Genomic DNA, 16,471 nt, shown 5'->3' on the forward strand with positions numbered 1-16,471 from the left:
CCTCTTTTGATATAGCCCCCTATAATCTATTAACTATGGGCTTTAACTATAAGTTTAAACATTGAAATCAATCCTAAATAACTATAAAACCTAAATGACTATATACTTTAAGGTGTACGACTTAAAGTATAACTAGTATGGCACCTAATAAGAGTATCGCCTTATCTGAATGTTTTGTCAATTGTTTTTCTAAAAATATTAAAAATTATTTGAAACTTAAATAATTTGGGTCGTTTTTTTATATATGATTAAATCCAAATCCTAATGCATCATGTTCGAATCCTTTTTTTGGAGCACCTATAGTTCCATATACAAATACACTAATCCATTCTCCATTGTATCCAGAAAAGTCAATATTTCCTCTAACAATTGAAAATGTTAAACCAACAGTACGCAAAATATCGCCTAATTGTAGGGTTCCTCTGCTTACTCCTTGCATCGCCTCTAATATTGCATGATAAAGAGCATGAACCTCTCTATACGAATTAGAATTTATTACATTGTTTGTTTTAGCACTCGTCTCAATCGCGGAAACTACTTTAGATAAATCCATGGCACCAACTTTTCCAACTGTATACTGACACCCTCTAGATATAAGTTCTTGTTCAATTTCTTTTACCATTTCAGTATTATGCATGAGAACCAATAAAGAAGTTAATTTCCCCATAGAAAAATTATTGATCTGGCTAACTTGATTATTCATAGATGTCCCTCCCCTTTATTTTCCCTAAGACTCAATAAGTATATACTTTAGGATACATAAGTTGTCAATCTGTATATGACCATACTCATGTGAGCGCATACATAACGATGTTGACAACTATTTATTCAATAGCTATACTTTAGGCGATTCTGAAGTTTCAGATAACACAGCCTTTAATGACTGATTTACATTTATAAATACCTAAATTGGAATTAGAAAAAAGAGTATCACTGCATCTTATGTTCAGAATTGTTTCCGAAAGAATAGAACAAATACGGGCCGAAAAAAAGTATAATTCATCTGAAGATTTTTGAATTATTATTTTGAAATTTTCAATTACTAGATATTTGAGTTACTTTAGAATACTCAAGTAAATAAAACAAGAATCCAATTTAGTTATTAGTGTATAGAATGGAACTTGGCATGAAGAAATCATCGTATTTCTTTTTTGCGAAGTTTTTTTGCTTTTGTGAAATATCTATTTTAATTGGGAAAGGAAATCACGAAGTTGAAAAAGTTGTTTTATGTTTCACTTGCAAATGTTGGAGTAACTAAAACTAAAGAAAAAAGGATGCAAAGTGTTGATAAAATAATATTTTTTCACAAAATTACCCTATATTTCTATATTATGTATTTTTATTATATAATTATATAACATAAAATGAAATGTGAGGTGGTTTATTTGAAACAAAATCATGATTATTATCAAAATCTATTAAAAAGACTTTGTAAAGCTCAAAATATTTCTCCCCGAAAACCTAGATTTGAAAATATTGAAGATGTAGTAATTATTCATGTTAAAAATCATTTGAAAGAAGGAGTAGATTTAGAATGTTTTAAAATTTTAAATCTTATTTATCAAACAGTCGTACCTTTAGGTATAAAATTCAATCAACAATTATTTTTATATCCAAATGGAGATAGACTAGATAGAGTAACGATATCCTTTAACAAGAATGATTATATGGTTTTAAACAAAAAACTAGAAGAAGGAGATATATAAATAATTAATACATATTGGAGATGTCCCCCAAGCTATTTTTTTAGGTTTTCCCTCGAAAGGGTTTCAATCCTAACATGGATCGTACTCGTTTTTTGATCAAGCAATGACACGTTCTACAACATTTCTTAGATATCAAATTTTTCAAAATAAGACTTATGGAATCAAAAAATTGAGTTTCCAATGTCTTAGAATTCCATCCTGACTATATTGTGTTGATATTATGGAAAGGAAACCCCGAAGCATCTGATTTTTACTCTCCCCTAGCAAAAGGACGGACCTTTACTTGCAACGAGAATTCCCCTAATACTTGCGCTGACTTAAACTCATCAGCCATAAATCGTATAGGGCAACTGACGCCAGCTTTCTCTTAGCAAAACGCCTCAGTCCCTTTAAATTATGATTCATGTCTATCTCATTTGCACTGCCTATCGTTATATCCAACTCAATCAATTAATGGATGTTTATCTCATTTTCATCCAAAAGCAACATGCAGGAATCATTTTTCTTTAGCACTACACTGAACACTTCGACTTAAGAAAATATAAATACTCTATTCCGGCAGCAGTTATCTTCGTGCCGGCCCGTCCTCTACCTTTGACCACAAATCCTTCGCCTTCTAAAATATCCAAGCGGCGACGGACCTGCTGAGGGGACAAGACAAAGTCCGATTCTTTGCTTTGACTTGATATTAGCTCTCTGCTCGCCGTTTTTCCTTTTTCATTGTATTGCTTGATTACTTCCAAGATGAAAGCACGCTCCTGCATTTCCAGCATACTTTCACATGCGGAATATTCGGACGTCACACTGTCTCCCGCTTGTCCGTGCATGAACGGAAGGTCTCTTTTCGTCACAACATTTCCCTCACAAACCGTCAGCATGTAATCAATTGTGCTTTTCAGTTCCCTTATGTTGCCGGGCCAATTATATTGCATGAAATACTCCAGTACGTCTTGCTCTACCTTTACCCACTTCCCACTCTTTGTGATGAGATGCTTTATCAAAAGCGGAATATCCGCTCTTCTCTCATTGAGTGACGGAATGTAGAGATTGAGTACATTCAGCCGGTAAAACAAGTCTGTTCTGAATGAACCGTCACGCATCTTTCCTTGAAGATCTTTATTCGTTGCAGTAATCACTCGAACATTAATGGGTATAATTCTTCTGCCGCCAATTCTGCGGATTTCCCCCTCCTGCAAAACGCGCAGCAGATGTGATTGAACTGTGAGACTTATGTCGCCAATTTCATCCAAAAAGATAGTCCCGTTATCCGCCAATTCAAATAAACCTTTCTTGCCTCCCCTTTGCGCTCCTGTAAATGTTCCCTCTTCGTAGCCGAACAATTCGCTTTCAAGTAAAGTTTCTGTTAATGCGCTACAGTTCACAGCCAGAAATGGCCCGTTTTTTCGCAATGAATGTTCATGAATAGCATGAGCAAACAGTTCTTTTCCTGTTCCTGTCTCACCCTGAATCAAAATCGGATGCTCTGACAAGGCAAGCTTCTTAGCAATCTGCTTACGATCTTTCATTACATCATCCTCACCGATAATATCATCAAAGCAGTATTTCGTATAAAATCCTTTATTCCTCATTTCTCTTTGTGCTGTCTTTTCTATTTCAAAGGCTTGATGTACACTCTTGAAGGTTACGACAATTGTATTTTCTTTCATCATTTGCAACCGAAAAATTACGACGTCCACGCCGTTTATGTCGAAGAACTTGCTTTCATCCCTACCGTCCATGATGAAATCGGTAATATCCCGGCGATTCATTACATGCTCTAAATACTTATTAACCACATCTTGTGCATCCACATGAAACAATGCCGCAAGCCGATTATTGAATACCGTAATCCGTCCTTCCTCATTAACGACCAATATTCCATCATCGACAGTTCCCAACACATTTTGGATGTGCTCGCTCATCTGCTTGGCATCCCGCTCCGCAAATAACAGCTTACGTTGTAATTCAATGATATTGCTAATATACCTTTCTGAAATCTTAGAGGATATATCCTTGTTCAAACCGCAGCATTCTACAACTTCCAGAATTGTTGTTATATCAAAAAGACGAACGCCTATATCGATTACTTCTTTTATGTAAGAGGGGCACAGATGTATTTCCCCTGGTGAAACGGCAATTTGGACATCCTCATAAAACAATATCCCCTTCCGAAATGGGATAAATTGAACATGATCGACACCAAGCTGATATAAGGATTCAATAAGACTTATAGTGGCATCATCATCATCATTCACCACCAAAACTGCTGAACCATCAGGTATTCTTAAAAGTTTGTCAATGTATTCATGATTAACTGTTCTCTTTCCCACAATTATTTTCTCGGCATTTACGCTATACATTTCATTTGAATTATCATAAGCGGTATCTGATGAATACAAGATAATTCTATCTTCCAGTGACTGTGGCATTCCCTCATCGGTAGCATGGCTTTTAACATGAACATAGTCTCCCAGCAATTGTTCCAGCTGTTCCTGCAAGGCTTGCTTTGTTTTTGCACTTCCCGCTATAAGAGTAAGTGAGGATTTCGACATAAAAACACCTACCTGTCTTTAAATTGGTTCTATTATATCACCAAAAAGAACCAATAATGACCTTAAACTATAACCCAACCCTAAAGTTTTCATAAAAATCAATCTACCAATATTGGCACAGATTTTGCATATAAAAATCAGTGAAGTGCCTATGGATTTGAAAAGGAGGAAAACAGCAGAATACGAGAAAAAAAGTTGATAGTCTCTAGGCCGGAATTATTTTGTAAGCGTTTTAGTTCCATGCATTTATTTTAAAGACAAAGGAGAGACACGTATGAGCCAATCACAAGAAAAGATTGTTTCGCTTGGAACAGCGGGAAAAAAAGAGAGAAAAATCAATGTTTTTGTATTACTGCTCTGCATTCTCGCAATAGCAACTCTATTCACTTACATTTTGCCGGCTGGGGAATATGCAAGGATTGAAGCGGATGGACGAGCAACTGTAGACGCCAATTCTTTTAAATGGATAGAATCTGCACCGGTCGGATTGTTCGATATGATAAAAGCTATTCACACAGGAATGGTAGAAGCCGGAAATATTATCTTTTTCTTATTGATTATCGGAGGGTTTTTCGGTGTTTTAAGAGCAACAGGTACGGTTGATGTGCTTATCGGGACAATGGCTCGGAAGTTGGCGACGCGTGAAAAGCTATTGATTCCTGTCGTGATGCTGTTTTTCGCTGTAGGCGGCTCCTTAATGGGGATGGCAGAAGAAACACTGGCTTACCTTCCACTTATCATTCCTCTGGCGTTGGCTCTGGGATTCGATACAATTACAGGAACCGCCATTGTCATAGTAGGGGTAATGTCAGGATTTACGACTGCCGTCATGAATCCATTCACAGTTGGACTTGCCCAAGGAATCGCAGAATTGCCGATGTTCTCAGGCATAGGGTTCCGCCTTATTTTATTTGTTATTGTCTATCTGGTTTCCGTTCTTTATATCTATCGTTACGCAATGAAAGTAAAGACAAATCCTTCTATAGGAATCTACGGAAAATATACAAAAGAAGAAGCGAAAAACCTGCTGCAATCAAGTGCGAAGTTAACAGCGAGACATAAGCTCATCTTAGTAGCTTTTTTAATTAACTATATCGTCTTGGCGTTTGGAGTCATCAAGTTCCAATGGTACATGACAGAAATCGCTGCCTTATTCATTGTATTGACAATCGTAATTGGAATCATCGGAAAACTGTCTGCAGATCACATTGTCAACTCCTTTACTAATGGATCTGCTGCCTTGCTCGGCGGCGCTTTGATAATCGGCGTATCACGTGCCATTCTTGTCGTATTGAATGAGGGCCATATCGTCGACCCTATGTTGCATCAAGTAGCTGAATCTATCCAGCATATCCCGGCCTTTTTAAGCGTTGCCGGCATGTACAGCTTCCAAACTCTAATTCATTTTATACTAGCGTCCGGCACCGGTCATGCGATGCTGACAATGCCAATTATGGTGCCGCTCGCAGACTTATTGGATATTACGCGCCAAACTGCAGTGTTGTCTTTCTCTTTTGCGGACGGAATCGGAAATATGATTTTCCCGACCGCTACCACCTTAATGGCGGGATTAGCAATCGCAGGCATTCCTTGGACAAAGTGGGCGAAGTGGATTTTACCGCTGGTGCTCATTCAATATCTCATCGGGTTAATAGCTGTTATCATAGCCCACTTCATCGGGTATGGTCCATTCTGATAGCAGTATTTACAAGAAAGAAACAGTATTTACAGGAGGAGAACCGAATTGCTTACTTTAATTAAAAATGGCGAGATATACTCACCCAATTACTTAGGACGGAAAGACATATTGATTACTAACGATAAAATCGCATTTATAGATGACAGAATCGAGATTCCTGACAACTTTGCCCCTATACAAATCATTGATGCGACTAATCTTTTGGTTGTTCCGGGTTTTATAGATTCACATGTTCATATTATCGGTGGAGGGGGCGAGGGCGGATTCAAAACCCGCACCCCCGAGCTGATGCTCACTGATATTACTACTTCAGGTATTACAACGCTGGTCGGCTTACTTGGTACGGACGGAACTACCCGTAGAATGGAAAGCCTTCTTGCCAAGGCGCGGGCGCTTGAAGAAGAGGGGATTTCCTGCTTTATTCATACAGGCTCCTATCAAGTGCCAGTAAAAACATTGACGGGAAAAATCGAAGACGATATTATTTTAATCGATAAAATTATCGGTGTTGGAGAGATTGCAATCTCCGACCATAGATCATCAGAACCCACATTTGAGGAACTGACTAAAGTCGCCGCTGCGGCACGCAATGGCGGTATCCTGTCAGGAAAAGCTGGGATATTAGAAGTTCATGTAGGGGACGGAGATGGAAAGCTTTCCTTGCTGCATGAAATTGCAGATAAAACCGACATTCCGATTCGGCAGCTCCATCCGACACATATCAATCGAAATGAAGAATTATTCAGGGCGGGAATTGATTACGCGAAGCGAGGCGGATATGTAGACTTTACCACAAGTACCATTCCTCAATTTTTGGAGGAAGGCGAAGTGAAGTGCAGTATGGGCTTGCGCATGATGCTTGAAGAAGGGGTTCCCGTCGGACACATCACCTTCTCTTCAGACGGGCAAGCAAGCCTTCCCTTCTTTAACAGCCATGGGGAGTATGCAGGCCTACAAGTAGGAAAAGTATCGTCGCTATATCACGAAGTGCGTGATTCTGTTTTAGAGGAAGGCATCCCGCTGGAAACGGCTCTGAAGGTCATCACCACGAACCCCGCACAAGTGCTAAAGCTTTCGAGCAAGGGCAGTATCCAAATCGGCAAGGATGCCGATATCGTATTTTTGCAAAAGGAAACATTGACAATCGACACAGTAATGGCAAGAGGACAAGTGATGGTAGAAAAGCAGGTTCCGCTAATAAAAGGAACGTTTGAATAAGAATAGATCAAGATTTTTTAGGAGAAAAGCAGGTTCTGAGCGATGCCACTATGTTTACAAAACTACAGGCATACAAAAGTGTATCTCAACTTTAACGAACGTAAAATCTACCTATTTTAAACAAAAATACCCGTTCAAAAAAGTTGTACTTTTACGAACGGGAAATATTTAAAAGTCTAAATATTTTGATGGGACACAAGCCTTGTTTTATCAATCTAATTAGCGATTATTCCACAAATATCTAACCATTGTATTCCACCCGATTAATTTGCTGAGTAAATTAAGGCATCTCGTCCTCTTTTTCCCGATTTTTAAAAGCTTCATGTGTAACAATATCTTCAATCTGTTCATACTGTCGACTGTGTTCCTTCTCTTCGCTTATTCTATTATTAGGTAAGTTTCCAGGATGTCCTTTTTCTTTGTGATTAAAATTTTTACCACGACTCATACTTATTCTCCCCTTTCTATTCTTGCTCGTTTAGTTTTCTCCAGCGAAAAAAAATTATGATTTAATTTCACTGTTTACTAACTTACACCTATTTTCTAACGGATTTCATGAATCCACGCGCAATATTTACGAGATCAGCTCCCATCGAAAAGCAATCACAAACCTGCCAGGGGTGAACAGCTTACCTGAAGCGATATTTTTAGCACGCTTCTACATGCAATATGGAAGCAGACGATTCCTCATCCCCCCATTTTCCTCGCACTGCGAAAAAAGCGGATCCTTCAATAAGATATATCTTTTGGTTATCAGCTTTGTTTATCTATCGTATTTTTTCTTCTTCGGCAAATTTTGGCGACCTATCATTCCAATAAAAAGGGCTTCTTCATCAATAAAACCACGCGTAACTACTTCTCACATATACTTTGAGCATTTACGATATTTTTGTAGTAATTCCTTTAAAACAGCTTCCCTTCATTATCACCATTAAAAGAATAGTGCCGCATTTCTGGACCGATTTTTGCTGAAAAATACTAATCTTCCTAGTACTGAGTAATTCCGTAGTATGGCGTGATGCTTCTGAATTTGTCAAAGCATTCATAAATAGACGAAATGGTTTTTAAAACACTCAGGTACATAATATTTCATAAGCAGTGCCAACATATAAGGAAAGAAATTGAATTGGTTGAGGAGGGAATAGTTTGAAGGCATCAGATTTGTTTGTACGATGTTTAGAGAATGAAGGAGTTAAGTATATTTTTGGAATACCTGGTGAGGAAAATACGGATTTAGTTGATTCTCTAATAGGCTCTGATATTAAATTTATCTTAGTTCATCATGAACAAGCAGCTGCTTTTATGGCAGACATCTATGGTCGGCTAACTGGAAAGCCAGGTGTTTGTTTGGGCACATTGGGACCGGGTGCAACCAATTTATTAACCGGGATAGGCAATGCTTATCTGGATTATTCACCTGTTGTCGCCATCACAGGTCAGGCGGGCCTTGATCGCATTCATAAGGAGTCGCATCAATATGTGGACATTATTGGAGTTTTTGAGGAAGTAACGAAATGGAATCAACAAATTAAGGTGCCACATACGATTCCGGAAATTATCCGTAAAGCATTTAAGACAGCTGTCATTGAAAAGCCAGGAGCTGTTCATATCGAGCTCCCTGAAGATGTGGCAATGATGGATACAGAAGGTGAACCACTACCAGTTACACCAATGCCAAGATCCCGCCCTGCCGAAGCAGAAATCAAAAAAGCCGTAGAATTAATCAATCGCGCTAAAAAGCCGATTATTCTAGCTGGCAATGGCGTGATCCGTGATGGAGCTACAGAGGCCTTGCGGAAATTTGCAGAAGCGAAGCAAATTCCAGTTGTGAATTCGTTCATGGCCAAAGGGGTTTTACCTTCCGACCATCCATTGACCCTTTATACAGTAGGGATGCAAGCAAGGGATTATGTTCTATGCGGGTTTGATTTGGCCGATCTCATTATCACCGTTGGCTATGATTTCGTCGAGTACTTGCCAAAATATTGGAACGATGAGGCGATGAATCCGATTATTCATATTGATGCCAGACCAGCTGAGATTGATGCTTATTACCCTCTTCAAGCTGAATTGGTCGGTAATGTTACAGAGTCACTTGAAGCCTTGACTACTGAAGTTGAAGAAAAAGAGCTTTGGCCAGAAGTGAAAAGGTTAAGGTCTCAGATTATTGAAAAGCTTCATTCTTCAGATGAAGTATCAGGAAGCCCTATCATCCCTCAGCGAATTATCGCCGATTTGAAAAAGGCGGAAAAAGGGGAAGCCATTGTCATTTCGGATGTGGGTGCCCATAAATTATGGATTGCCCGGATGTATCAGCCGGAAAAACCTAATCACACCATCATTTCTAATGGCTTTGCATCAATGGGTATTGCGGTTCCCGGTGCCATTGCGGCCAAACTGGCAAAACCTGATAAACCTGTCATTGCGGTCACAGGTGATGGTGGATTTCTGATGAATGGTGTTGAATTGGCAACTGCTAAACGTCTGGGTCTTGCCTTCGTGATTGTCATTTTTCATGATTCAAAATTCGGACTAATCGAGTGGAAGCAATTGAATAAGTTTGATCGTACGAATGCGATTGAATTTACAGACCCAGACTTTTTAGAATTCGCTAAAAGTTTTGGTGTTAAAGGGGTTAAAGTAACCCATTCCGATGAATTGCTTCACACATTAGAAGAAGCTGTTGCGAGTAAGGAGATTGTCTTGATAGATGTAGATGTCGATTACTCGGAAAATGTAGAGCTTTCGAAAACACTGGGTGATTATATTTGTAAATTATAAAACCATGTATTATTGGAGGAATGTCAGATGAAGCAAAAGTGGCAATTGTGGATCGGTGGCAAATGGCGTGAGGCTAAATCGTATGAGCCGTTATATAATCCCCATTCAAATGAAGAAATTGCACAAATCGGACAGGCTGAACCAGCGGATGCCATTGAAGCAATTGTTGAGGCAAATTCCGCTTTTCAGAAATACCGATCCTACCCGGCACACGCACGAGCCGAAATTTTAGTAAAAGCTGCTGCGATCATGGAAGAACGTAGTGAAGAACTTGCGAAAATCGTTTCTCTAGAGGCTGCGAAAACAATTCGAAATGCTCGTGAGGAAATCAATCGTACAGTTCAGACCTACCGTTTTTCTGCAGAAGCGGCTAAGAACAATTATGGAGAACAAATTCCGATGGATGCGGCACAGGGTGGAGTAAACCGTTTTGGCTTCACAATTCGTACCCCGATTGGCGTCGTAACGGCAATTACCCCATTTAACTTTCCATTTAATCTTGTCGCCCATAAAGTTGGTCCAGCTATTGCGGCTGGAAATTCAATTGTATTAAAACCTGCCGAACAAACGCCTCTTAGTTCACTCGTGCTTGCAGAAATTTTTAAAGAAGCAGGCCTTCCAGAAGGAGTATTGAACATCATTCCGGGCAAAGGGGATGTCTTAAGTGAAGCTTTGACAACCCACCCTCATGTAAAAAAAGTGACTTTTACTGGCAGTGTGGAAGTCGGACACCTTATCCAGCAGCAAGCAGGCTTTCGTAAGCTTACCCTTGAACTCGGATCCAATTCGCCGTTCATTATTGATGAAGGAGTCGACATCGATAAAGTCATAGAACGAAGTGTGATGGGCTCTTTTACAAATAATGGGCAGGTGTGTATCTCGATTCAAAGAATTTATGTCCACAGTTCACTGTACCAACAATTTTTGGAGCGATTCGTCAGTAGGACAAAACGGCTTGTCATTGGATCCCCTCTCGAGGAAAGCACTAATATTACTGCGGTCATTTCGAAAAAATCGTTGGAGCGGTTACAAAGTTGGATCGACGAGGCAGTACAGGAAGGAGCAAAAATTGAGTGTGGCGGTACAGTGGAAGGCAATGTTCTCTTACCTACCGTCTTAACAGATGTAAATCGTGACTCAAAGGTATTTCGTTTCGAAGTATTCGGTCCGATTGTCTGTATATTTCCATTCGATACGCTGGATGATGCTATCAAGGATGCAAATGATTCACGTTACGGATTGAATTCAGGAGTGATGACACCGAGCATAGAACGTGCTTTTTATGCGGCGGAACGCTTGGAAACGGGAGGAGTCGTCATTAATGATATTCCGACCTATCGGATTGATAATATGCCATATGGTGGCTGGAAGGACAGCGGTGTTGGCAGAGAAGGCGTCAAATATGCGATGGAAGAAATGATGGAGCAGAAATTCATTAGCTTTAAAATAAGTGACAACTGATTATAAATAAAAAGAGGAAGTATTTTGTTCAATATAAATCGTAGTGTATGTAGAGGGCGATATCCTAAAGATGTCGTCCTCTAGTATTCGTAAGAAGTAACAATGTATTAGTATCAACATAACTATATACCCCTAAAAGAAAAACCCTGTCCTGGAATTATCAATACCTAAATCATAAAAAGCCTTTAAAAATAAAGGAGTATACATATTAGTCATGTATAATATGTGTGCTCCTTCGTTCTATTTATTAAATTAAAGCCACCCTTAGTGGCTGATTTTAGGGAAAAGTATAAGGCAACAACGCCTCTGGTTGCCAGTCGGTTTTTCTTTAGTAACGAGTTCTAAAATCACTTCGTTTTTTTCTTTTCTTTAGAAAAACCGTTATCAGAATGATAAGAATGACACAGCCTCCCCATCCTAGAGATGGGACAGAAAATTTATTAGCTTCCTCATTGATTGTTTCTTTTTTAAACGAGGCCGGCACTTCTGTGTTCCTAACATCTGCGACCGTTTTAAGATCAAAGGATTCTATGGTGCTCCCTTCTTGGTTCATGATTGAGAGAATTCCATCATTACTGGTTTTTAGACTAGGTTCATCACTAATTAGATGGGTATAGTATAAGTCTTCGTTCAGCGTGTAGGATTTAGAGTGATCCGCTGAATAAAGTATGCTTTTTTTATCAATTTTGGCTGATTTAAAGTTTTCAAAGCCATAGCTGAATAGAAGCTCAGTATCAGAGTAGGCATCCTTGTCTGAAGGAGCTTTAAGAGTGACCGCAATCAAGTCCTGTTCTCCTCTTGTAGCAGTAGAAATCAGGGTGTAGCCAGATTTACTAACAAAACCTGTTTTCCCACCGGTTATTCCCTTATAGGGGAGTTCGCCTTTTAAAATTTTATGATGGGTAACTAGAGTTGTGTCCCATGTTTCCACTTCCCATGGTAAATCCTTCTTCCCAAAATATTCACGGAAAATTTCATTTTTCATTGCATATTGGGTAATTTTCGCAAGGTCACTGGCTGTAGTTACATGGTTTTTGTCAAACAATCCATGGGGGTTCGTAAAATGAGTATCGGTGACGTTTACTTCTTTCCTTAAAAACTCATTCAAATCCTCCATGAACAGTTTTTCACTACCAGACATATGCTCGGCAATTGCGATAGCTGCATCATTTCCGGAGTTGATGAGCATTCCTGCAATTAATTTGGAAAGCTCTATTTTCTCCCCAGGTTCAATAAATACCGAAGAGCCGTCTGCCTCAGCCGCTTTTTTGCTAACAGTCACTAGTTCATTCTTATCCCCGTGCTCAATAGCATATATAGCAGTAGCAACTTTCGTTAGACTGGCTGGATACATTTTTTTATTTGTGTTTTTTTCGTATAACACTTTCCCACTTTTCGCATCAATAATGATCCCAGCTTCACTAATGAGAGGTAAGTCTGATTCTGCACTTACAGTCGTAGAGGCGAAGGGGATTAAAGCCAAAATGAAGATAAAGAAAAACTTTTTCATATACCTCTCCTTTAATGATAAATCCTATATAGTCATAATAAAATAAATCTGAATGTTTAGAGATGTTTTATTGAAATTGAAATAAAACAGTAATTACCCTTTAATAATCATGGAAACATTTCGGATAAAAACCTTCTTTTACTTTCCTTAAATAACTTTATAAGGGTTCTGACCCTTTTAGTGGGATGCTCCATTTAAATGAAAAAAGAATCCCCATTTATATAGATAGGGATTTTTTTTATACCATTGAATTAGGGTATCACCGACATTTCGCATATAAACTACGCTGATACATTTTAGGGAGAGGAATAAAAGTGAAAAAAGGTAAGAAGGTGATTTGAGGCATTGGTAGCTACGACTGATTCCACATTTGACGATTTACTGGAAGCTTCTCAAAAAGCTAGAAATAACAAAAACAGAAGCCAAGGGGCTTCTGTTTCAGTTTGTAGACAAAAGGGGTTCGGAATGTTTTAATTCCGGACCCCTTTTGAAATTCCCTTTGAATTTTGCTCAAGATTAAGAGATTGGGCCTCTACGAGCCCACTTTATTAAGCCATTCTTGGACCTTGCCATGTCCAATTGGCTATCTTCTTTAAATTCATGGCAGCGAAAGTAAGCATCGCCTGCATCGACAATTTTTTAAGTCCCCTTAAAGTAGTCCAACGCATACCATGCTTTTCTTTTGCATCTGCGAATACACGCTCTATTGTTTCTTTACGTTTCGCATATATAGGTTTTACATCCTTGTGATGACGCAGATGATCTGCTTCTTCCATATAATTTTGCCAGATATGGCGTGTCACCACTTTTTGATGGTCTTTGCTTACTGTACACTGTGATAAAAATGAGCATGTCGCACAAGTGTGTTTGGGTGATTTGTACTCGCGATAGCCCTCTTTATTTGTTGTTGAGTACTTTAAAATCTCGCCCGATGGGCAGAGATAACAATCAAAATGTTCATCGTAAACATAGTCATGCTTGCGAAAGAACCCTTCTTTTGTTCGTGGACGTGTATAGGGTAAAGCTGGTGTGATTTCTTTCCCAAAAAGGTAGCTTGTAATGGCTGGTGTTTTGTAAGTCTGCATCTGCGGCAACAGCTTCAGGTTTTCCAACTTTCTCAATCACTTGTTCAACAAGAGGCTCTAAGATATGACTATCATGCGTATTTCCCGGTGTTACAATCGTCCCCAGCACAAAACCGTTGCGGTCCGCAGCCGCATGAAATGAATAGGCAAACTGTTTTGTTCGTTCATCTTTTACATAGTAGCCACTCTCAGGGTCAGTTGTACTTTCTTTAATTTCTTTGGTTTCTTCTTTATCAAATTTATCCGGTGGAAAAGGCTTCTTTCCATTGTTTTCACGATCTTGATTTATTTCTTCTTGAAGGCGTCCTTGATATGCTCGTGTTTCCTTACGAACGATTTTCTTTTCGAATTTTCGCTTATTCGCACTGGCTTTCACATGTGTTGAATCAACGAATACGTGCTCTGCACTTATTAACTTTCTTTCTGAAGCTGTCATTAAGATACGATAAAAAATCCGTTCAAACAGGTCTGTATCTTTAAAGCGACGCTCATAATTTTTCCCGAACGTTGAGAAGTGAGGTACTTTATCATGGAAACCGTAACCTAAAAACCAACGGTAAGCCATATTCGTTTCAACTTCTTCAATCGTTTTACGCATCGAACGAATACCGAAGGTATATTGAATGAATGTCAATTTAACTAATATAACTGGATCAATACTTGGGCGCCCTATCTCTGAATACATCTCTTTCACCAAGTCATAAATGAAAGTGAAGTCAATGGCCCCCTCAATTTTACGAACCAAATGGTTCGCTGGCACCAGTTGATCCAAAGTAATCATTTCAAGTTGATCTCGCTGAATAGAATTATGTTTCGAAAGCATCGTCATCACCTCAAGTTTTAATACTTCTATATTAAAACAAAAAGGACTGTAGGCAAAAGTGGTTATATCTAATTGTTAAAACAAAGTTGATTGGAACGGAAGGTGCGAGACTCCTGCGGGAAATGCGTGTCCAAGGGAGACCCCACAGGCGCAAAGGCGCCGAGGAGGCTCCCTGACCGCCCGCGGAAAGCGAGTGCCTGGAGTGGAAATCAACGTCGAATTTTTACAACCCCTCAAAAAAACTGTAGACAAAATCGATTTTCATCGAGTTTGTCTACAGTCTGAAACAGAAGCCAAGGGGCTTCTGTTTTTCTTTATCTGACCTATATATATCGTTTTGTCTAAGCTAATGCACTTCTTATTTTATAGATTTGGAGAAGACCAACTACCATTGCTATCCGATTTATTTATATTTCCTTTTGCTTCGCTTCATGAAAAGCTGTTTTAACCTTATCCAACAGATCTTTATCCGAAATCAACCGGTAGCCAGTAAGAGCAAGAGATTTTGCACCAGTGAGGATGGCTTTGTCTCCTTCTTGAGATTTAGCACAGTCGCGGAATTCATTTGTATGGGCAATCAAATCATCTGGTCCAATTTTTATATATGGATGGGCTGTCGGAACTATATGGCTTACGTTCCCCGCATCAGTCGAACCAAAACCACTATCTTTTCTAGGAGCTACCGTTTCTCCTAACTGAGTCAGTTCTTCCTTTAACAGTTCATCAAGAACTGGATTTATGACAAAATCAAGCACTTCATTTTGGAAACGTTCGACTTTAACTGTGCTTCCTGTGGCAAGTGCAGCCCCTTCAGCAACATCACGTATTTTACGCGATACATCCTGGCATAGCTTCCATGTTGTTGCTCTAATGTAAAATCGGGCAGAAGCATATTCAGGAATGATGTTAGGTGCTTCTCCACCATTGGTTATTATTCCGTGGATTTTGACCTCAGATGGGAGTTGCTGACGTAAAGCACTAATGCCATTAAATAGCTGAATAACCCCGTCAAGAGCATTTACACCTTGCTCAGGCGCAGCAGCTGCATGTGCTGATTTTCCGTAAAAATGAAAATCAAGTGGATCTACAGCCAAAAATGGACTTGTTACACCAGTTTGACCAGCTGGATGGATAATGATGGCTGCATCTACCTCATCAAACAAACCGTGCTTCGCAAAGCTGCCTTTTGCACTTCCATTTGGCCCTCCCTCTTCAGCAGGTGTTCCGAAAACAATCACCTCTCCGCCTGTTTCCTCTAGTACTTGAGATAGTGAAATTCCTGCTGCGACACTCGTAGTGCCAATGATATTATGGCCGCAAGCATGTCCTAGACCTGGCAATGCATCATACTCAGCTAAAAAGGCAATTTTGGGGCCTTTCTTTGAGGAGGCCTTTTTGGCGATGAAGCCAGTTTCATGCCCAGCTATATCACGGGTTACTTCAAATCCTGCATCTTGAAGTAATTTGGTCAACGTTTTCGAAGCAAAGAACTCTTGATTCCCAATTTCGGGGTTTGCATGGATGGCTTGACTCGTTTCAATATATAATTCGGAATGAAGGTCGATGTGATCTTCAATGATCTGCTGATGCTGCTTCTGCAATAATTCTCTCGCCATATTCTTAACTCCCCTTTTGG

10 protein-coding genes and 1 pseudogene are annotated in these 16,471 nt (G+C 39.4%); 5 read left to right on the top strand and 6 right to left on the bottom strand.

The genetic code is table 11. The features are described from left to right. Positions 1-238 precede the first annotated feature (238 nt). Positions 239-703, bottom strand: a complete 465-nt coding sequence (gene hutP, locus JFU50_RS08145; protein ID WP_053348919.1) for a hut operon transcriptional regulator HutP — start codon at positions 701-703, stop codon at positions 239-241. A 682-nt stretch (positions 704-1,385) separates the two neighbouring features. Here hutP and JFU50_RS08150 point away from each other — a divergent pair. After that, the gene (locus JFU50_RS08150) at positions 1,386-1,706 is read left to right on the top strand and encodes a hypothetical protein (RefSeq protein WP_201188387.1); all 321 of its coding nucleotides are present in this window, start codon (positions 1,386-1,388) and stop codon (positions 1,704-1,706) included. A 512-nt stretch (positions 1,707-2,218) separates the two neighbouring features. Here JFU50_RS08150 and JFU50_RS08155 read toward each other — a convergent pair. Further along, the gene (locus tag JFU50_RS08155) at positions 2,219-4,258 is read right to left on the bottom strand and encodes a sigma 54-interacting transcriptional regulator (protein ID WP_201222358.1); all 2,040 of its coding nucleotides are present in this window, start codon (positions 4,256-4,258) and stop codon (positions 2,219-2,221) included. 274 nt (positions 4,259-4,532) lie between these two features. Here JFU50_RS08155 and JFU50_RS08160 point away from each other — a divergent pair, with 274 nt between their 5' ends. Together JFU50_RS08160 and iadA are read left to right on the top strand one after the other, a co-directional pair. After that, positions 4,533-5,954, top strand: coding sequence for a YfcC family protein (locus JFU50_RS08160; RefSeq protein WP_201222360.1), 1,422 nt, complete (start codon positions 4,533-4,535; stop codon positions 5,952-5,954). Between the two features lie 48 nt (positions 5,955-6,002). Next, positions 6,003-7,175, top strand: a complete 1,173-nt coding sequence (gene iadA, locus JFU50_RS08165; protein ID WP_201222362.1) for a beta-aspartyl-peptidase — start codon at positions 6,003-6,005, stop codon at positions 7,173-7,175. A gap of 280 nt (positions 7,176-7,455) precedes the next feature. Here iadA and JFU50_RS08170 read toward each other — a convergent pair whose 3' ends face one another. Beyond that, positions 7,456-7,623, bottom strand: a complete 168-nt coding sequence (locus JFU50_RS08170) for a hypothetical protein (RefSeq protein WP_162878727.1) — start codon at positions 7,621-7,623, stop codon at positions 7,456-7,458. Positions 7,624-8,321: 698 nt separating this feature from the next. Between JFU50_RS08170 and JFU50_RS08175 the strand changes: the two genes are divergently transcribed. Together JFU50_RS08175 and JFU50_RS08180 are read left to right on the top strand one after the other, a co-directional pair. Further along, a complete protein-coding gene (locus JFU50_RS08175; RefSeq protein WP_201188379.1) occupies positions 8,322-9,956 on the top strand; it encodes an acetolactate synthase large subunit in 1,635 nt (544 codons plus the stop codon). A gap of 27 nt (positions 9,957-9,983) precedes the next feature. Further along, complete coding sequence (locus JFU50_RS08180; RefSeq protein ID WP_201188377.1) at positions 9,984-11,417, top strand: aldehyde dehydrogenase family protein; 1,434 nt, start codon at positions 9,984-9,986, stop codon at positions 11,415-11,417. Positions 11,418-11,745: 328 nt separating this feature from the next. On the opposite strand, the gene JFU50_RS08185 is transcribed toward JFU50_RS08180, so the two are convergent. The 3 genes and pseudogenes from JFU50_RS08185 to JFU50_RS08195 form a co-directional block, all read right to left on the bottom strand. Beyond that, the gene (locus tag JFU50_RS08185) at positions 11,746-12,927 is read right to left on the bottom strand and encodes a D-alanyl-D-alanine carboxypeptidase family protein (RefSeq protein WP_201188375.1); all 1,182 of its coding nucleotides are present in this window, start codon (positions 12,925-12,927) and stop codon (positions 11,746-11,748) included. 548 nt (positions 12,928-13,475) lie between these two features. Continuing rightward, positions 13,476-14,835 (bottom strand): annotated as a pseudogene (locus JFU50_RS08190) (IS1182 family transposase). Between the two features lie 407 nt (positions 14,836-15,242). Further along, complete coding sequence (locus tag JFU50_RS08195; protein ID WP_201188373.1) at positions 15,243-16,451, bottom strand: M20 family metallopeptidase; 1,209 nt, start codon at positions 16,449-16,451, stop codon at positions 15,243-15,245. Between the last annotated feature and the right edge of the window lie 20 nt (positions 16,452-16,471).

This window comes from Peribacillus sp. TH14 (assembly GCF_016651145.1).
Classification (GTDB): domain Bacteria; phylum Bacillota; class Bacilli; order Bacillales; family DSM-1321; genus Peribacillus; species Peribacillus butanolivorans.

Excerpts from the sequence above, each read along its gene's own strand:
- hutP (WP_053348919.1), bottom strand. The coding sequence starts at position 703 with ATGAATAATCAAGTTAGCCAGATCAATAATTTTTCTATGGGGAAATTA.
- JFU50_RS08155 (WP_201222358.1), bottom strand. The coding sequence starts at position 4,258 with ATGTCGAAATCCTCACTTACTCTTATAGCGGGAAGTGCAAAAACAAAG.
- JFU50_RS08160 (WP_201222360.1), top strand. The coding sequence starts at position 4,533 with ATGAGCCAATCACAAGAAAAGATTGTTTCGCTTGGAACAGCGGGAAAA.
- JFU50_RS08170 (WP_162878727.1), bottom strand. The coding sequence starts at position 7,623 with ATGAGTCGTGGTAAAAATTTTAATCACAAAGAAAAAGGACATCCTGGA.
- JFU50_RS08180 (WP_201188377.1), top strand. The coding sequence starts at position 9,984 with ATGAAGCAAAAGTGGCAATTGTGGATCGGTGGCAAATGGCGTGAGGCT.
- JFU50_RS08185 (WP_201188375.1), bottom strand. The coding sequence starts at position 12,927 with ATGAAAAAGTTTTTCTTTATCTTCATTTTGGCTTTAATCCCCTTCGCC.
- JFU50_RS08195 (WP_201188373.1), bottom strand. The coding sequence starts at position 16,451 with ATGGCGAGAGAATTATTGCAGAAGCAGCATCAGCAGATCATTGAAGAT.